Below are 15,345 nucleotides of genomic sequence, written 5' to 3' on the forward strand. Positions count from 1 at the left end.
CGGCGGCCTGTGGAGCGGCGCTGACGGGACGGCGCGGGGGCGGCGCTCAGGGAGCGGCGAACTTCAGCACGGCACCGTCCTTGTTGTGTGCGACGACGGTCACGGCCAGCTCGTCGCCGAACGAGGCAACACCTCCGACGCCGCCCAACTGCATGATCGTGCCGCCCGAACTGAACGTGACGGACTCGTCGGAGACGGAGACGTGCACGCTGATCCCCTTCGCCGTGACGTCCTCCGTCGAGGTCACCAGGATCTCGCACTCGCCGTCCGTGCAGGCGCCGGTCTTCTTGCCGTCCGCCGCCTTCGGCAGGGGGCCTGTGGAGGCGGGCGCCGGAGCGTCCTCCTCCGGGTCGGGCTTCCAGCCGGGGGCGCACTGCTTCGCGCGCTTGTGCGCGGCCTTGAGCTGCGGGTCCTTCTTCATCAGCGCCGGAAGGTCCGGCTCGGGGGACGTGAGGGACTGGACGCGCCCGTCCACGTCCTCGGCGCTGCCCTCCGCGTCGTCGAAGGCGTCACCCGGGGACACGTCGTCCAGCTCGGACACGACGCGCTTCAGCTTCTTCCGCCACGCTTCGAGCAGGCTGTCCGCCCTGGGAACGTCCGAGCTGCCGAACTCCCCCATGTCGCGCTCCACGTCCTCCACGGCCGTGGGCGTCCCCGAGAGGTAGCCGACGGCGAGGACTTCGGCGGACGGACCGGTCTTGTCCGGGTTCCGGATCTCCTTCAGCTGCGCCGCGCTGTCCTTGCGGACCGCCTTGAGCTCCGCCGTCGACTCGCACATGCCGCCGACCCACTCCACCAGCTTCTTCGACGGCGGCCGGGTCGGCGTCGCGTCGGCCGATCCCTTCCCCGACGCGTCCGCCTTCCCTTCCGCGCCGCCCCCGCAGCCGCTCACCACCAGAACCAGCCCGGCGGCCACCACCGCGGCACCAACCCTCTTGAACACCGACGACCCCTCTCCTGCGCATGACCCGTCCGGACGCCCGGCTTTCGGCCGCCCAGAGCAACTCCAGTTCAGGGGCGCATTGTTCGGAAACCCGCTCCGCCGCCGTGAACAACCACCGCCCCCGGCGGGCCCCGACCGTGCCGGAGGCCCACGAGTTCCGCGCCCTCGCCCGGCCGTGAACAGCTGTGGTTCTCCGCCTCAGCGCAGTTGCTCAGGTGCATGAGAGCGTCGCCGGGACGATCCCCGGCCTCGTCGACCCGGGCGTCTACGACGAGGCCGCAGTGGGACAGAACCTGAGCAGGGCCTCGCGCAGGTCAGTGGATTCGCGATAGTGCACCCCCGCCATTCCGAGCCTGGTGGCGGTCTCCACGTTCGCCTCCCGGTCGTCCACGAAGAGGCAGCGGTCGGGGGTGGCCCTTGCTCGCTCTGCGGCGATCTCGTAGATGCGGACGTCCGGCTTGGCGCACCCGACACGGGCGCTGTTCACCACGTCGTCCGCCAGGTCGGCGATACCGAGTCGGGCAAGATCGTCGTCCAGCCACGTGGTCGCGTTGGTCACGAGGACGACCGTGCAGTGCTCTCGGGCCTCGCGGAGGAGGGCGACCGGTATCGGGTCCGCCCAGGCGGGGGTCGTGGTGAAGGCGTCGGCCAGCGCACGGGCGTCGACCTCAGGGATGCGCTCCGCGAGCCCGCGGGCGATCGAGTCCGCCCACTGCTTCTTGGTGATCTTTCCCAGTATCAGGTCCGTGCCGTTCTCCGGGCCGAACGCCACTGCGGCCGTGCTGCCCTCCGGCAACCCGGCATCGCGCTCAAGGCGAATCACCTCGGCATGGTCGAAGAATCGGATCACACCGTCGAGGTCGCACAGGACGGTGTCACAGGGCCGGCGGATGAATGCCTCAGTCATCCGATCTGGATACCACCCCGACGAAAGCCCGGGGTGGTCATGCCGATCTCAGCGCTCACCCCCAGCGATGGAGGGCAGTCACCGCCACCGCTGTCACTGCCCTCCGCTGCGATCCGGCGCGACGGAGCCCCGCCGGATCCCTTCCGTTCCCGTGGTCGTCGCAGTCCACCTCCAGGACCCGCCACGACCCGGCGGCCCCACGCCGCCACCGCGCCTTCCTCAGCCGCCAAGCCACCGACGTGCCTGCTGCCTGTGCAGCCGAAGAGTGCCGGTGCCTGCCTGCCTGCCTGCCTGCCTGCCTGCCTGCCTGCATACACGGTCAGCGCTTCAGTTCACGCAGGTACGTGCCGAACTTCTCCAGGCCGTCGATGTTGCGGGGGCCGCTGATTCCCTCGTTGTAGTCGAGGATGAAGAAGTTGTTCTTCTTCACGGCGGGCAACTCCCGCGTCTGCGGTGACTTCTTGAGGAATTCGATCTTCTTCTTGGCGGGTTTGTCGCCGTAGTCGAGGATGACGACGACCTCGGGCCCGGCCTTGGTGACGCTTTCCCAGCTCACCTGCGTCCAGCGCTGGTCGAGGCCGGAGAAGATGTTCTTCCCGCCGGCCTTCTTGATGATGTCGTCGGGCGGGACCTGGTTCCCTGCCGTGAAGGGCTGGTCCGTGCCCGAGTCGTAGAGGAAGACGGGTACGGGGTCGCCCTTGGGTGCCTTTGCGGAGACGGCCTTCTCACGCTTCCTGAGATCGGCGACGACCTTCTCCGCCTTGTCCTCCACCCTGAAGATCTTTCCGAGGCGCTCCAGGTCGGTGTAGAGGGCTTCGAAGGGCTTCTTCTTCTCAGGGTGCTTCGGGTAGTTGTAGCAGCTCTCGGTGTGCATGAAGCTCTGGATCCTGAGCTTGTCCAGGATCGCGGGTGTGATCCCGCGCTGGTCGCTGAAGCCGGAGTTCCAGCCGGCTACCACGAGGTCGGCTTTCGCGTCGACGACGACTTCCTTGTTGAGGAGGTCGTCGCTGAGTTTCTTCACCTTGGCGTATTCGGACGCCCACGGCGACTCCTTCACGGGCGGGTTCGCCGGCGGCATCACGTAGCCGTACACATGCTCCGTCAGTCCGAGGCTGAAGAGTTTGTCGGCGCTTCCCCCTTCGTAGGCGACCGTACGCTCGGGGGTGGTGTACTCGACCGGCTCGGCACACCTCTTGACGGTGGTCTTCTCGGACTTCTTCCCGTCGGTCGTGACGTCGGCTCCGCATCCCGTGAGCAGGAGGGCGGCAGCCGCGGTCGACCCCATGACGGCGCGTCGCCGTGCGGAGTTCAGTGGCCAGGTGAGGGGCATGATGCGTCTCTTCCGTTCGGTGATGGCGGGGCGAGGGAGTACAGCAGTTGCGGATCACCCGTCAGGGGGTGGCTGACGACGGTGGCGCGGACGCCGAAGACGTCGTGCACCAGTTCCGGCGTCAGGACCTTCCCGGGAGCTCCGGAGGCGACCAGGCGTCCTTGGGAGAGCACGCCGAGAAGGTCGCAGGCCGCGGCGGCGAGGTTGAGGTCGTGCAGGACGACCAAGGTGGTCAGGCCGGCGCCGCGCAGCAAGGAGAGCAACTCCACCTGATGACGTACGTCGAGATGGTTGGTCGGCTCGTCGAGGACGAGGATCTTCGGCTCCTGGACCAACGCGCGGGCGACGAGGACGCGTTGACGCTCACCGCCGGAGAGCGTCAGGACGCCGCGCCGGGCCAGGTGGGAGATGTCGAGCTGTTCCATGGCCCGCTCGCACAGCTCCCGCTCCCTCCCGCTGAGTGCTTGGTTGCCGCGGATGTGGGGCGTACGGCCCAGCGCGACGACCTCCTCCACGGTGAAGTCGAGTTCGACCTCCCCGTCCTGGGCGAGGGCGGCGATCATTCGGGCGCTCCGCCGCATGCTCAGACGGGAGAGTTCCTCCTCGCCGATCCGTACGGTGCCGGAACTGGGGCGCAGGGCGCGGTAGATGCACTTGAGCGCGGTGGACTTGCCGCTTCCGTTGGGTCCGACGAGGCCGACGCATCGGCCGTCCGGCACGTTCAGGGAGAGGTCGCGAAGGAGCTTCTTGCCGTCGGTGACGACGGAGAGCCGGTCGAGGGTGAGATCCATCAGCGGCCTCCGAACATGTAGGCCCTGCGGCGCATCAGGGTGACGAAGACCGGGACGCCGACCAGTGCGGTGATGACGCCGAGGGGCAGTTCCCGCGGGGCGACGAGTGTTCGGGCGGCGAGGTCCACCCAGACCATGAAGACGGCTCCGACCAGGGGGCTGACGGCGAGGACGCGCGCGTGCGTGGACCCGACGACCATGCGCACCAGATGGGGCATGACCAGGCCGACGAAACTGATGGCACCGCTCACGGCGACCATGGCGCCGGTCACGAGCGAGATGAGGACCAGGAGCCGCTTGCGGTGCCGGTCGGGGTCGACGCCCAGGCTCGCCGCCGTTTCGTCGCCGAGCGCCATCACGTCCAGCGCGCGGCTGAAGCGCCTGAGCACGGCCAGGCCGAGCAGCACCGCAGCGGCCACCGCGGGCAGGGCTGCCCACGTGGCGGACCCGAAGCTGCCCATGGTCCAGTACAGGACCGTGCTGGTGGCCTCGCTGTTGGGGACCAGGTAGATGATCATGCTCATCACGGCCTGGAAGCCGAGCGCCATGGCGACGCCGGTCAGGATGAGGCGCAGCGGGGACATCCCGGCCCGGCTCACGGCAGCGGCGTACACCAGGGCGGACGCCGCCAGGGCCCCCAGGAAGGCGCCGGCGGACATGGCGTAGACACCCAGGCCCGCGATCCCGCCGGTGACGGTGACGCTGACGGCACCGACGGACGCGCCGGAGGAGACACCCAGGACGTAGGGGTCGGCCAGCGCGTTGCGCACCATCGCCTGCACGGCGACCCCGATGGTGCTCAGTCCCGCTCCGACGAGGGCGGCCAGGAGCACGCGTGGTGTGCGGATCTCCCAGACGATCTGATACGTCGTGGATTCGCTCGCGCCGATCTTCCCGCCGGTCAGGGCGGCCCACAGGTACCGGGCCGTGTCCCCCGGCGTGATCACCGCGGTTCCGAGGCCGATCGCGACGACGACGGACGCCAGTAGCAGGGCAGCCAGCCCGACGCAGGCCATCGTCAGTCTCATGCGCGAGGCAGAGGACTCGGAGCCCCGGGCACCGGAGGCCCGGCCCACCTTCCCTTCCGGGATGCGGGAATCGCTGCTCACCGTCGGCGCCGGGGATGCTGACGGGCGCATACGTACTCCTTTCCGGAACGGATGGTGGACGACGTGTCCGTCGTGAGGGAGCCGGTCACGGGGTCGTGGACGTGCCGGAGGAACCGGGGTTCTCCGTGCCGTCCTCACCGGTGTGTTCGTCGCCGGAGAGACGCGACACCAGGAAGGCCGCTCCCAGCGCCGACGCCATGAGCGCCCCGAAGACCAACGCGACTCCGGGATAGCCGGCGAGGCCGAGTCCGGCGCCGCCGAGGGAAGCTCCGACGAAGACGCCGAGGCTCATCCCCGCGGCGTTGACGCTCAGCGCCGATCCGCGCAGCGCCCCGCAGCGCCTCACCAGCAGACTCACGGCACACGCGGCGACGACCGCGTGACTGGCCGCGTGGAGCGAGGTGAGCACGAGAGCCAGCGGAAGCCAGTGCGTGAAGTAGAAACCGACGACGGAGGCCAGAGCCGCGACGAGGCCGAGGATCAGCAAGTGCTCCGTACGCACGCGGGGCCCCGCGGAGTTCGTGAGCCGTCCGGTGAGGAGGTTGCTCACGAAGAACGAAGCACCGCTGAGCGTCCACACCAACGAGAAGAGGCCGGGGTCGAGTTGGAAGCGGCTGTCGTAGTACGCGGCCAGATATGCCAGATACCCCATGAACACCGCCGTGCGGAGAAGGGAGATCAGCAGCAGAGGCACGGCACCCCGCACCGCGCCAAGGGCCTTGAAGGAGGCGAGGTAGCTCAACTTCTCCCCGCCGTCAGCCTCTTCCTCTCCCTCGACGCGGGAACGGCTGCGCCGGGAGAGAAGGACCGCCGCGAGCAGCAGCGAGATGGCTGTGACCGCGAGAAGGTCTCCCTCCCATCCCCAGAACGCCGCGGGCAGCGCGATCAGGGGCGCCGCGAGCATCGCCGTCATGGACTGCGTGGCCGTGACCAGCGTCGCCGCTCGGCTCGCTGCCTTCCCGGCACCGAACCGGTCGGCCGCCGCCGCGGTCAGAGCCGGGTTGAGTACGGCTGTCCCAGCCCCGACGAGCAGGCAGAACGCCACCAGGAGGATGTATTCGCCGCTCGCTCCGAGAGCGGCGGAGACGGCCAGCACTCCGAGCCCGCCGGCAGCGGCCCACTCCTTCGGGACGCGGTCGATCAGCGGTGCCAGCGCCGTGCCCACCAGCAGGGCCGCCAACCCGCCGAGCCCGCGGAGCCCGCCCATCGCGGCGACGCTGCTCCCGGACCCGTCCGCGATCGGCACCAGATAGGTGCTGAAGATGGTGAACGGCAGCAGCCCGACCGCCGAGGCCAGCAGGATCGGCCACAGCGTGCGCGTCATCTTCAGGTCGCCCGGAAGCTGCTCGTCGGTGTCCCGGCTGTCGCGCTTCATCGGTGAGGTCCCGGTGCCGGCGCTCACGACGCCTCCTCGAGTTCCGCCGCGGGGCGGTCGGCCCGGTAGCGGTACAGGACCGTCGCGTCCGCGCTGAACTGCGAGAAGGGGAACGCCTCGGCCGAGAGGGCGGTGACGCCGCTGGCCAGGAACGCGCGGGCGACGGCACTCCCGGTCTGTGCGTAGACCACGAGCGGGACGTCGCGGTGCCTGCAGTGTTCGAGAATCAGGTCGAACGTGCCGTTGCCGAGGGTCATTCCGGTGGCCACCACGGCGTCGGCCTGCTCGAGTACTTCGGTCATGTCGTCCGAGACGGGCTCACCCCATCGGGTGGTGCGCAGGTTCAGGTCGCAGGGCAGGCAGACGCCGCCCCGCTCACGTATCGCTTCGATCAGCGGGTTCACCACACCGATCAGAGCCACCTTGGCGCCCGGCTCGATGTCGAGGAGTCCGGCGACGGCGGCGTCCCGTGCCCTCGCCCGTATCTCCGGCGTTCCCGTGGGCAGCGTGACCGGTTCGGCCTCACCGGCCTGCCGGTGCGGCCGGACCCGCGAGAGGTAGGCGTCCAGCGCGGCGATGCGGACGGAAGCGGACTCGCTGCGCAGGAGCGTCTCCAGAGTGAATCCGGAGGCGTTCTCGCAGAAGTCAGGGCTCACCTCGCCCGCTTCGAAGGAGCAGGCTCCGAAGCTGTCTCCCACGCGCAGCAGGAGATAGTGGTTGTGGTACGTGACGTCGCCGCCCGCCAGCCGCGTGGTGTGGTAGAGCCAGAAGGCGCTGGTGACGGTCACGTCCTTCGGATCCGGGCCGTAGGCCCCCTTCAGTATTCCCTCGGTGAGTTCCGCCACGGTGTGCGGCTTCGGGTAGGGCATTCTAAGTTCTCTCGTCGATCGATGGATGTGTCGCCCGCTGCTCTGCGAGCAGGAGGCCGGCCGTCTGTGACGACCCCGGCCGGATTCGTCGCCGGCGGATCTCAGCTGCCGTGCGCCGCCCGGGAGATGTCACGCCAGGAGGCCGCCGACCAGGGGGGTTTCAGTTCGTCGAGGGAGGTGATCTCGTGCGGCCTCAGGGTCTCCATGTCCTTGGCACCCCGGTGCCGGGCGTAGGCGTCCTCGACGTAGCGGTGGCCCGTGTCGGCAGCGATGAAGACGTACGTGCGAGAGCCGTCCCCGCGCCGTTCCCAGAGGGTGGTCAGGTACGCCGCTCCGGCCGAGAGTCCGGCGAATATGCCGGTGCTGCGCAGCAGTTCGACGGACCCCGACAGAGCGCATTCGAAGTTGACCCAGTGGATCCTGTCGTACAGCTCGTGCCTGACGTTCTTGAACTCGATGGCGCTGCCGATACCGGCGATGATCATGTCCGGGTCCGGCACGTGCTCCGATCCGAACGTCACGCTGCCGAAGGGCTGTACGCCCGCGACGGACACGTCCCGGCCGGATTCCCGCAGGTATGTGGCGATGGCGCCCGTCGACGCACCCGATCCGACGCCACCGACCAAGGTGACCGCCCCCGCGGGGACTTCCCGGTCCAGGGCGTCGGCGACCTCGCGGTAGCCGTAGTAGTGGATCTCGTCGTGGTACTGCCGCATCCAGTGGTACGACGGATTCTCCTCGAGGATCTCCGCGATCCGGCGAACCCGCAGTTCCTGGTCCAGGCGCAGGTTCTTCGACGGCTCGACCTGTTCCAGGGTGACGCCGAGGATCTCCAGCTGCACGCGGAGCGTCCGGTCCACGGTCGTGGAGCCCACGATGTGGCACTTGAGCCCGTACCGGTGGCAGGCGAGCGCAAGGGCCTGCGCGTAGATGCCACTTGAGCTGTCGATGAGCGTGTCGCCAGGCTTCACGGCTCCCGAATCGAGCAGGTGGCGAACCGCTCCCAGGGCCGAGTAGACCTTCATCGTCTCGAAGCGCAGGCAGATCAGATCCGGTGCGAGACGGATCAGATCGGGCTGCTTGATCGCTTCCGCTATGTGCGAGTGCATTCCCGGGGCCCGTCAGACCGCTGCGTTTCGGCGCAACTTGAACAGGAAGGTCTGCACCTCGTCCGTGTCCCACGTCTGATGGTGGATCACCTCCGGGAGGAACCCGGATTCGATCGCGTAGGCGATGATGTTCCGCAGTTCGGAGGTGTTGGAGACGATGAAGTAGATCTCGCCGTCGACCGCCAGCAGGTCCCGCTGCACGATCTGGTCGAAGAACTGCCGCACGATGCCGATCCCCACGCACACGTTCCGCACGACGGCCGGGTCCTCGCTCACCGTCTCCCGCACGGCGGGCGGGTTGAAGGTGATGACGTCGAACTGCGCTCCGTCGGGCACGCTCTCGAACAGGTCGGAGACCCAGGGGTGGAAGAGGGTCCCCGGCCGGTCGCCCACGATCCGCTCGTAGGCTTCCGTCATCGCCCGCACGCTCTCGGGGTCGATGTCCACCGCGTGGATCTCCTTCGCCCCGCGGAGTCCGGCGACGACGGCCTCGACCCCCAGGCCGGCCCCCATCGCGGCGTACGACCTGCCGCCGACGGGGATGGTCCCGTCCAGGATGCGGTCGTGGATCATCCGGCTCGTCTCCCCCGGCGTGAAGACGCCGGGAGGCATGTCGAACGTCCAGTCCCGGTAGCCGTACGTGCGCCACGTGTGCAGGTCCGCCTTGGGGGTGTTGAGGGCGATGATGTCGGCTGCGGGAAGCGTGTGCGGAAGGGTCCCGTGAAGATCCCACGCCCTGGCCACTGCCGGGTCGTCGGCGGAGAGTGCTGTCCTCGTACGGTTCTGCTCGCCCATGGCTCCTCCTGCTGGGGTTCTTCCTGCGGGTGCCGACCCCGCCGGCTGCGCCGCTACGTCATGACGCGCACCTCCCGCAGGAGGTGAACTCCGAGGCATCCCGCCGCAGTCCTCGCGGTCCGGAGCGGCTCACACCCCGATACGGCACGACTGAATCCGGGCGGCTGCCTGGTGCCAGCGAGCATCAGACAAATGGAAATGATTGTCAAGAGCGCTTTTGGCCGCACGCCGCCGACAGCGCAGCGAGGCCGCTCGAACCCGAGGACACCCCCACGCGCACAGGCACCGCCGACTTGCCTCATCACGCCCGCATGAGTTAAAACGATTATCAGTTTCGTCTCCACCGTCTACCCGCGGCGTGGGCCCTCGATGCCGACCTCGCCGCAGCCGTCAACCGACCCCGCCCGTACGCGAGAAGCCCCGTCCCCGCATGGCCTTCAGCCGGGTCCGTACGTGGTGTGCGGTCCGCTGAACCCTGAAGCCGCCTTCACCGTGATGTGACATCGAGTCGGCCGTCGGCAGGTACGCGGCGGTTCTCGGCCACACGCGCTCATGCGGTCGCACAGCTGCGGCTACGAGGAGGCGACGCAGGAAGAAGAGAGGAACACGTGAATCGCTCCCACGACGTGACACCGCGACAGGGACTGGCGGGCACGGGCACTGCCTTCGGAACCTTCGGCGAACTGCTGCAGGGCGTGCTGCCGGGGGATGGCGGCGACTTCCTCGTGACCCTGCCGGTCGCCCGGTGGAGCATGGCGACATTCCGTCAGGACCCGGGAGCCGACGGGATCACCGTACGGCCCGAGCACAAGAAGAAGGCCCTGCGGTTGGCGCACTTGATCGCCGAGGAGGAGCGCCGTCCCGTCGGGGGCGTCCTGACCGTCAGCAGCGTGATCCCCGAGGGCAAGGGGCTGGCCAGCTCCTCAGCGGACCTCGTCGCCACCGCGCGAGCCGTGGCGAAGTCCCTTCGTACGCCGATGCCGCCCAGCAGGATCGAGCGCCTGCTGGCCCGGATCGAACCGACGGACGGCGTTCTCTACCCCGGGATCGTCGCGTTCCACCACCGGACGGTACGACTGCGGGCCGTCCTCGGATCCCTCCCGGCGATGACCGTGGTGGGCATCGACGAGGGGGGCGCGGTCGACACCGTCGCCTACAACCGCATCCCCAAGTCCTACTCCACCGCGCAGAGCCACGAGTACGCCCGGCTGCTGGACAGGCTCACCCACGCCATTCCGCGACACGACCTGACAGAAGTGGGCAAGGTCGCAACCCGAAGCGCACTGATGAACCAGCCGCTCCGGTACAAGCGGTCACTGGAACCCATGCGGAAGATCTGCCGCGAGGTGGGCGGCCTCGGTGTGGCCGTCGGCCACAGCGGCACCACTCTCGGAGTGCTCCTGGACTCACGGGACCCGTCCTGCACCCGCAGAGCCACGGAGGCAGCCGCGGCATGCGCCGAACTCGCCGACAACGTCGCCGTCTACCGCACGCTCAGCTTCCCCGACGTGCGAACACCCACCGCCGAACCCCTGCTCACAGCCTGAGCGGAGGCGTCGGAGTAGGGGCATCACGTCGTGTCGGGGCAGCTCGAAAGGCAGCGCCGTCCCCTGCACCGCCCCTGCGCACGGGAGTCCCTGGACGCCTTCGAGCAGGGTCCGTATCGGGCGAGCGCGACCAGATGTGCCAACCGGCGAAGCAGCATGCCTCAGCATGTGCCCGCCTGCGGTGTCGAGCCGGGCCGACGGGATTCAGTGACCAACCGTGCTACGTCAGCTGCGATGCGGAGTCTTGAATCAGATCGCATTTGCCATACAGCGGCGTCCGATGTCTTGCAGATGCCAGATTGCGTGCTTACCTTGCACGCATGCAGAGCTACACGATTGGTCAGGCGGCCCGCCTGCTCGGCGTAAGCCCCGACACCGCTCGCCGCTGGGCGGATGCCGGCAGGGTCGCCACCCACCGCGACGGCGCCGGCCGCCGCCTCATCGACGGCAAAGACCTGGCCGCCTTCTCCGTCGAGGTGGGCCAGGGCGGCATCGGCGAGGAGGAAGGGTCCTACACCTCGGCCCGCAACGCCTTCCCGGGCATCGTGACCGCCGTGAAGGTCGGTGACGTCGCGGCGCAGGTGGAGATCCAGGCCGGACCGCACCGGCTCGTGTCGCTGCTGACGCGGGAGGCCGTCGAAGAGCTGGGCCTGGAGGTCGGCATGCAGGCCACCGCCCGCGTGAAGTCGACCAACGTGCACATCGACCGCACCTGACGCGCCACCAGGCCCCTGTGCTGCTCCGGCCCTTCAGCCTGCCCGCACCGCGCCCCGCGCAGATGCGCCTCGCGCCTTCACCCCAGACCGTCAAGGAGCCCAGCTCATGGCATCCGCACTCATCCTGCGACGCGCTGCCGCCGCCGTCCTCACCACCGCTCTCGTCGTGCCTCTGAGCGCGTGCGGCAGCGACGGCAAGGACAGCGGCGGCACGAAGGACGATTCAGGCAACGCGCCGAAGGCCGACCTGACGGTCCTGGCCGCCTCGTCACTCACCGACGTCTTCAAGACCGCCGGCAAGGCGTACGAGAAGGAGAACCCCGGCACGAAGCTCAAGTTCTCCTTCGCCGGCTCCCAGGAACTCGCCGCGCAGGTCAAGCAGGGCGCGCCCGCCGACGCCCTGGTCACCGCCGACACCAGGACCATGGACGGGCTGGGGTCCGACACCGGCGACTCCACCGTCATCGCGAAGAACCGCCTGGTCATCGCCACCGGGAAGGACAACCCGGAGAAGGTCGAGAACCTCGAGGACCTCGCCGATCCCGAGCTGAAGGTCGTACTCGCCGCACCTGAGGTGCCGGTCGGCCGCTACAGCGAAGAGGTCCTGGACAAGCAGAAGATCGACGTCAGGCCCGTCTCCCAGGAGCCGAACGTCCGGGCCGTCCTGAGCAAGGTGGAACTGGGAGAGGCCGACGCGGGCATCGTCTACAAGACCGACGCCGCGACCGTCCCGGACAAGGTCGACGCGATCAGGATTCCCGACGACGAGAACGCCGTCGCCTCCTACCCCGCCGCCACGCTGAAGTCGTCGAAGAACTCCAAGGCCGCCGAGGCTTTCGTGAAGTGGCTCAGCACACCTGAGGCGCAGAAGTTCCTGCGCGACGCGGGCTTCCAGAAGCCGTAACTCTTCGTCCTCAACGGAGGGGCTGTCCGGCGAAGGCACGGGCAGCCCCTCCTCTCCGCACTCTCTGGTTCCAACCCCCTGACCCTGGATCACCGATGAGCCGCTCCCGCACCCGAGCACCCGGAACCCGCACGCCGACGGCACTCGCGGTACCCGCCCTGGTCGCGATCGCATTCCTGCTGCTGCCGCTGATCGGCATCCTCGCCCGTACCGAGTGGAGCGAACTCGGTACGCACCTGACCAGCCCCGAAGTCACAGTCGCGCTGCGGCTGTCACTGCTGGTCTCCTTCTGCTCGCTCGGGCTGTCCCTGGTGCTCGGTGTGCCGCTGGCCTGGCTGCTGGCCCGGGTCAGCTTCCCCGGCAAGGCGCTCGTGCGTTCGCTGGTGCTGCTGCCGATGGTGCTGCCGCCGACAGTCGGAGGTGTCGCCCTGCTGCTCGGTTTCGGGCGCCGCGGCCTCCTCGGCCCCTGGTTGGAGGACGACCTGGGCATCGTCCTGCCCTTCCACACTTCCGGGGCGGTCGTCGCTTCGACGTTCGTCGCCATGCCGTTTCTGATCATCAGCCTGGAAGGCACCCTCGCCGGGCTGCGCACAAGCTACGAGGAGACCGCGTCCTCGCTCGGGGCCCCGCCGCTGCGGGTGTTCTTCACCGTCACCCTGCCGCTCGTCGCCCCCGGACTCGCCGCGGGCGCCGCACTCACCTGGGCCAGGGCGCTCGGCGAGTTCGGCGCGACCATCACCTTCGCCGGCAACCTTCCCGGCACGACGCAGACCCTGCCGTTGCAGGTCTACCTCCTTCTCCAGGACCAGCCCGAGGCCGCAACTTCCGTGTCCCTGCTGCTGCTCGCCGTCGCCATGGCCGTCCTCGTGGGTCTGCGCGGCCGCTGGGCCGGTGCGGGCGGCGAACGCCTCGCGAGCAGAGGCAGGCAGCCGTCGGCGGAGAAGGAGATGCCGGCAGGAGACATCCCCAGCGTGCCGCTTGCCGCCGCGGCCCCCGACCCCGCGCAGCAGCAGTGCTCCCTGCACACGAGGGTCACCGGCTTCAACGACGTCACCCTCGACGCCCCGGCCGGCACCACCATCGCTGTCGTCGGCCCCAACGGCGCGGGCAAGACCACCCTGCTGCGTGCTCTCCTCGGTCTCACGCCACGTGCGCACGCCCGCCTCCGCCTCGGCGACGAGGACGTCACCGAGCTTGCACCGCACCTCCGCGGCGTGGCCTGGGTACCGCAGGACGGTGCGCTCTTCCCGCACCTCACGGCGCTCGCCAACACCGCCTACGGTCTGCGGGCTCAAGGCGTCACCAGGGCCGAGGCACGCCGCACGGCCCAGGAGTGGCTGGAGCGGCTCGGCGTCGGCGACCTCGCACGGCGCAAGCCCTCGCAGCTCTCCGGCGGTCAAGCTCAACGCGTCGCGCTCGCACGGGCGTTGGCCGCAAGCCCCCGGTTGCTGCTTCTGGACGAACCGCTCGCCGCGCTCGACCAGACCACCCGCGCCCAGGTTCGCCACACCCTGCGCACCCACCTCGAGAGCTTCGGCGGCGTCTGCCTGATGGTCACCCACGATCCCGTCGAGGCCATCTCGCTCGGTGACCGCGTCCTCGTCCTCGACGGCGGACGCACCCTCCAGGACGACACACCCGGCGAAGTCTCCCGCCACCCGCGCTCTCCGTGGGTCGCCCGGATGCTCGGCCGCAACGCCTGGCCCGGCACTGCCTCTTCGGACCGGACGATCTCCCTTGCCGGCCGGGGTACCCTCGTCGTCGCCGACCCGATGACCTCAGGGACGAGCGCTCTGGCGATCATCGCTCCCGAAGCCGTCTCCGTGCACCGCGAACGGCCGGGCGGCAGTCCCCGCAACGTCTGGCCGGGGGCCGTCCGCGAGATCACCGCCGTCGGCAGCCGCCTCCGTGTCGTGATCTCCTCCGACGAAGTGCCCGACCTCGTCGCCGAGATCACTCCTCAAGCGGCGAGCGAACTCGGCCTTGTCGAGGGCACAGCCGTGTGGACCAGCGTCAAAGCCACCGAGGTCACCCTGGTCACTGCGTAGGAGAGCCGACCCTTGGGCAACGAAGCAAGCCGGCTCCAATCGGATGTCCGGACATAGGCCCGCGCCCGCCAAGGAGGCTCGCGGCGCCTGACGCACCGAGTCACCCGCTCAATTTCACTGCTACGAACCGGAGAACCCCCCATGGACACGTCCGCCCTCGCGACCTCCTTCGGCGCCCGGCTGCCCGACTGGGTGCCGGCCGAACTCGCCGAAGTACCCGACGTCCTCCCCACCGACGAGGACCGGATCCGGCTCGTCAACCGGCTCGCCGAACGCAACCACCGCGAGGACACAGGCGGCCCGTTCGCCGCCCTCGTCGTCGAGACCGGGACCGGCAAGATCGTCTCCGCCGGAGTGAACCTCGTCCTGTCGTCCGGACTGTCCTCGACCCACGCCGAGGTCGTGGCCCTCTCCCTGGCACAGACCCGCCTGGGGGCGTGGGACCTCGGCTCCCCGGACGGCCCGGACCTCGAACTGGTCGTGAACTGGCGGACATGCGTGATGTGTTACGGGGCGGCGATGTGGTCCGGGGTGCGGCGCCTGCTCATAGCCGGGGACGGGCCGGAGCTCGAAGAACTCACCGGCTTCGACGAGGGCCCGATGCGCGAGGACTGGGCCGAACAGTTCGGCGAGCGAGGCATCGAGGTCGTCCGCAACGTCCTCCGGGACGAAGCGGTGGAGGTGCTCCGAGGCTACGGAGAGCGCGACGACGCCGTCGTCTACAACGCCCGCGGCGCATCCGCGGCCCATTGACCCTTCCTCACGGCCCGCGGGGAGCACATCGCACCGGCTGAGACGCATCTCAGCCGGTGCGGATGTCCGAGGCAGGGTCGGGTTCGGCTCCTGCCTGCCGAACGGTCGACGCCTGTGGACGCTCTCGACTTGGCAGGCAGACCGGCCTT

Annotated in this window: 14 protein-coding genes; 5 read left to right on the forward strand and 9 right to left on the reverse strand. The window is 69.2% G+C overall.

Translation table 11 applies throughout. From position 1 onward, the window contains the following. Positions 1-46 precede the first annotated feature (46 nt). From H181DRAFT_RS16595 to H181DRAFT_RS16635, 9 genes are all read right to left on the reverse strand, one after another. On the reverse strand, positions 47-943 hold the full coding sequence (locus H181DRAFT_RS16595) for a hypothetical protein (RefSeq protein ID WP_045865256.1): 897 nt from the start codon (positions 941-943) through the stop codon (positions 47-49). A 265-nt stretch (positions 944-1,208) separates the two neighbouring features. Continuing rightward, positions 1,209-1,850 carry an HAD family hydrolase gene (locus H181DRAFT_RS16600; protein ID WP_045865257.1) on the reverse strand — a complete coding sequence of 214 codons (642 nt, stop codon included), beginning with the start codon at positions 1,848-1,850 and terminating at the stop codon, positions 1,209-1,211. Between the two features lie 319 nt (positions 1,851-2,169). Then, the gene (locus tag H181DRAFT_RS16605; protein ID WP_045865258.1) at positions 2,170-3,180 is read right to left on the reverse strand and encodes an ABC transporter substrate-binding protein; all 1,011 of its coding nucleotides are present in this window, start codon (positions 3,178-3,180) and stop codon (positions 2,170-2,172) included. After that, positions 3,159-3,971 carry an ABC transporter ATP-binding protein gene (locus tag H181DRAFT_RS16610; protein ID WP_045865259.1) on the reverse strand — a complete coding sequence of 271 codons (813 nt, stop codon included), beginning with the start codon at positions 3,969-3,971 and terminating at the stop codon, positions 3,159-3,161. Before H181DRAFT_RS16610 ends, H181DRAFT_RS16605 begins: the two co-directional genes overlap by 22 nt. Beyond that, on the reverse strand, positions 3,971-4,999 hold the full coding sequence (locus H181DRAFT_RS16615) for a FecCD family ABC transporter permease (RefSeq protein WP_368073271.1): 1,029 nt from the start codon (positions 4,997-4,999) through the stop codon (positions 3,971-3,973). Before H181DRAFT_RS16615 ends, H181DRAFT_RS16610 begins: the two co-directional genes overlap by 1 nt. A gap of 166 nt (positions 5,000-5,165) precedes the next feature. Continuing rightward, on the reverse strand, positions 5,166-6,482 hold the full coding sequence (locus H181DRAFT_RS16620; protein ID WP_045865261.1) for an MFS transporter: 1,317 nt from the start codon (positions 6,480-6,482) through the stop codon (positions 5,166-5,168). Next, entirely contained in the window at positions 6,479-7,324 is an 846-nt protein-coding gene (locus H181DRAFT_RS16625) for a Rossmann-like domain-containing protein (protein ID WP_045865262.1), read from the reverse strand. The genes H181DRAFT_RS16620 and H181DRAFT_RS16625 overlap by 4 nt, the downstream gene beginning before the upstream one ends. A gap of 101 nt (positions 7,325-7,425) precedes the next feature. Next, a complete protein-coding gene (locus H181DRAFT_RS16630; protein ID WP_045865263.1) occupies positions 7,426-8,433 on the reverse strand; it encodes a pyridoxal-phosphate dependent enzyme in 1,008 nt (335 codons plus the stop codon). Between the two features lie 12 nt (positions 8,434-8,445). Further along, positions 8,446-9,228, reverse strand: coding sequence for a methyltransferase (locus tag H181DRAFT_RS16635; RefSeq protein WP_107068777.1), 783 nt, complete (start codon positions 9,226-9,228; stop codon positions 8,446-8,448). 608 nt (positions 9,229-9,836) lie between these two features. On the opposite strand from H181DRAFT_RS16635, the gene H181DRAFT_RS16640 reads away from it, so the two are divergent. The 5 genes from H181DRAFT_RS16640 (at position 9,837) to H181DRAFT_RS16660 (ending at position 15,196) form a co-directional block, all read left to right on the forward strand. Next, the gene (locus tag H181DRAFT_RS16640; protein ID WP_045865264.1) at positions 9,837-10,775 is read left to right on the forward strand and encodes a GHMP family kinase ATP-binding protein; all 939 of its coding nucleotides are present in this window, start codon (positions 9,837-9,839) and stop codon (positions 10,773-10,775) included. 320 nt (positions 10,776-11,095) lie between these two features. Next, complete coding sequence (locus H181DRAFT_RS16645; RefSeq protein WP_045865265.1) at positions 11,096-11,491, forward strand: TOBE domain-containing protein; 396 nt, start codon at positions 11,096-11,098, stop codon at positions 11,489-11,491. A 106-nt stretch (positions 11,492-11,597) separates the two neighbouring features. Continuing rightward, entirely contained in the window at positions 11,598-12,395 is a 798-nt protein-coding gene (gene modA, locus H181DRAFT_RS16650; RefSeq protein ID WP_045865266.1) for a molybdate ABC transporter substrate-binding protein, read from the forward strand. Positions 12,396-12,490: 95 nt separating this feature from the next. Then, positions 12,491-14,443: an ABC transporter permease gene (locus H181DRAFT_RS16655; RefSeq protein ID WP_045865267.1), complete on the forward strand. Its 1,953-nt coding sequence runs from the start codon at positions 12,491-12,493 to the stop codon at positions 14,441-14,443. Between the two features lie 141 nt (positions 14,444-14,584). Then, positions 14,585-15,196, forward strand: coding sequence for a nucleoside deaminase (locus tag H181DRAFT_RS16660; RefSeq protein WP_045865268.1), 612 nt, complete (start codon positions 14,585-14,587; stop codon positions 15,194-15,196). Positions 15,197-15,345: the final 149 nt, after the last annotated feature.

The sequence above is a fragment of the Streptomyces sp. WMMB 714 genome (assembly GCF_900090125.1).
Taxonomy (GTDB): Bacteria; Actinomycetota; Actinomycetes; order Streptomycetales; family Streptomycetaceae; genus Streptomyces; species Streptomyces daqingensis.

Coding starts and splice junctions, on each gene's coding strand:
- H181DRAFT_RS16600 (WP_045865257.1), bottom strand. CDS start 1,850: ATGACTGAGGCATTCATCCGCCGGCCCTGTGACACCGTCCTGTGCGAC.
- H181DRAFT_RS16605 (WP_045865258.1), bottom strand. CDS start 3,180: ATGCCCCTCACCTGGCCACTGAACTCCGCACGGCGACGCGCCGTCATG.
- H181DRAFT_RS16610 (WP_045865259.1), bottom strand. CDS start 3,971: ATGGATCTCACCCTCGACCGGCTCTCCGTCGTCACCGACGGCAAGAAG.
- H181DRAFT_RS16615 (WP_368073271.1), bottom strand. CDS start 4,999: ATGAGACTGACGATGGCCTGCGTCGGGCTGGCTGCCCTGCTACTGGCG.
- H181DRAFT_RS16625 (WP_045865262.1), bottom strand. CDS start 7,324: ATGCCCTACCCGAAGCCGCACACCGTGGCGGAACTCACCGAGGGAATA.
- H181DRAFT_RS16630 (WP_045865263.1), bottom strand. CDS start 8,433: ATGCACTCGCACATAGCGGAAGCGATCAAGCAGCCCGATCTGATCCGT.
- H181DRAFT_RS16635 (WP_107068777.1), bottom strand. CDS start 9,228: ATGGGCGAGCAGAACCGTACGAGGACAGCACTCTCCGCCGACGACCCG.
- H181DRAFT_RS16645 (WP_045865265.1), top strand. CDS start 11,096: ATGCAGAGCTACACGATTGGTCAGGCGGCCCGCCTGCTCGGCGTAAGC.
- modA (WP_045865266.1), top strand. CDS start 11,598: ATGGCATCCGCACTCATCCTGCGACGCGCTGCCGCCGCCGTCCTCACC.
- H181DRAFT_RS16655 (WP_045865267.1), top strand. CDS start 12,491: ATGAGCCGCTCCCGCACCCGAGCACCCGGAACCCGCACGCCGACGGCA.
- H181DRAFT_RS16660 (WP_045865268.1), top strand. CDS start 14,585: ATGGACACGTCCGCCCTCGCGACCTCCTTCGGCGCCCGGCTGCCCGAC.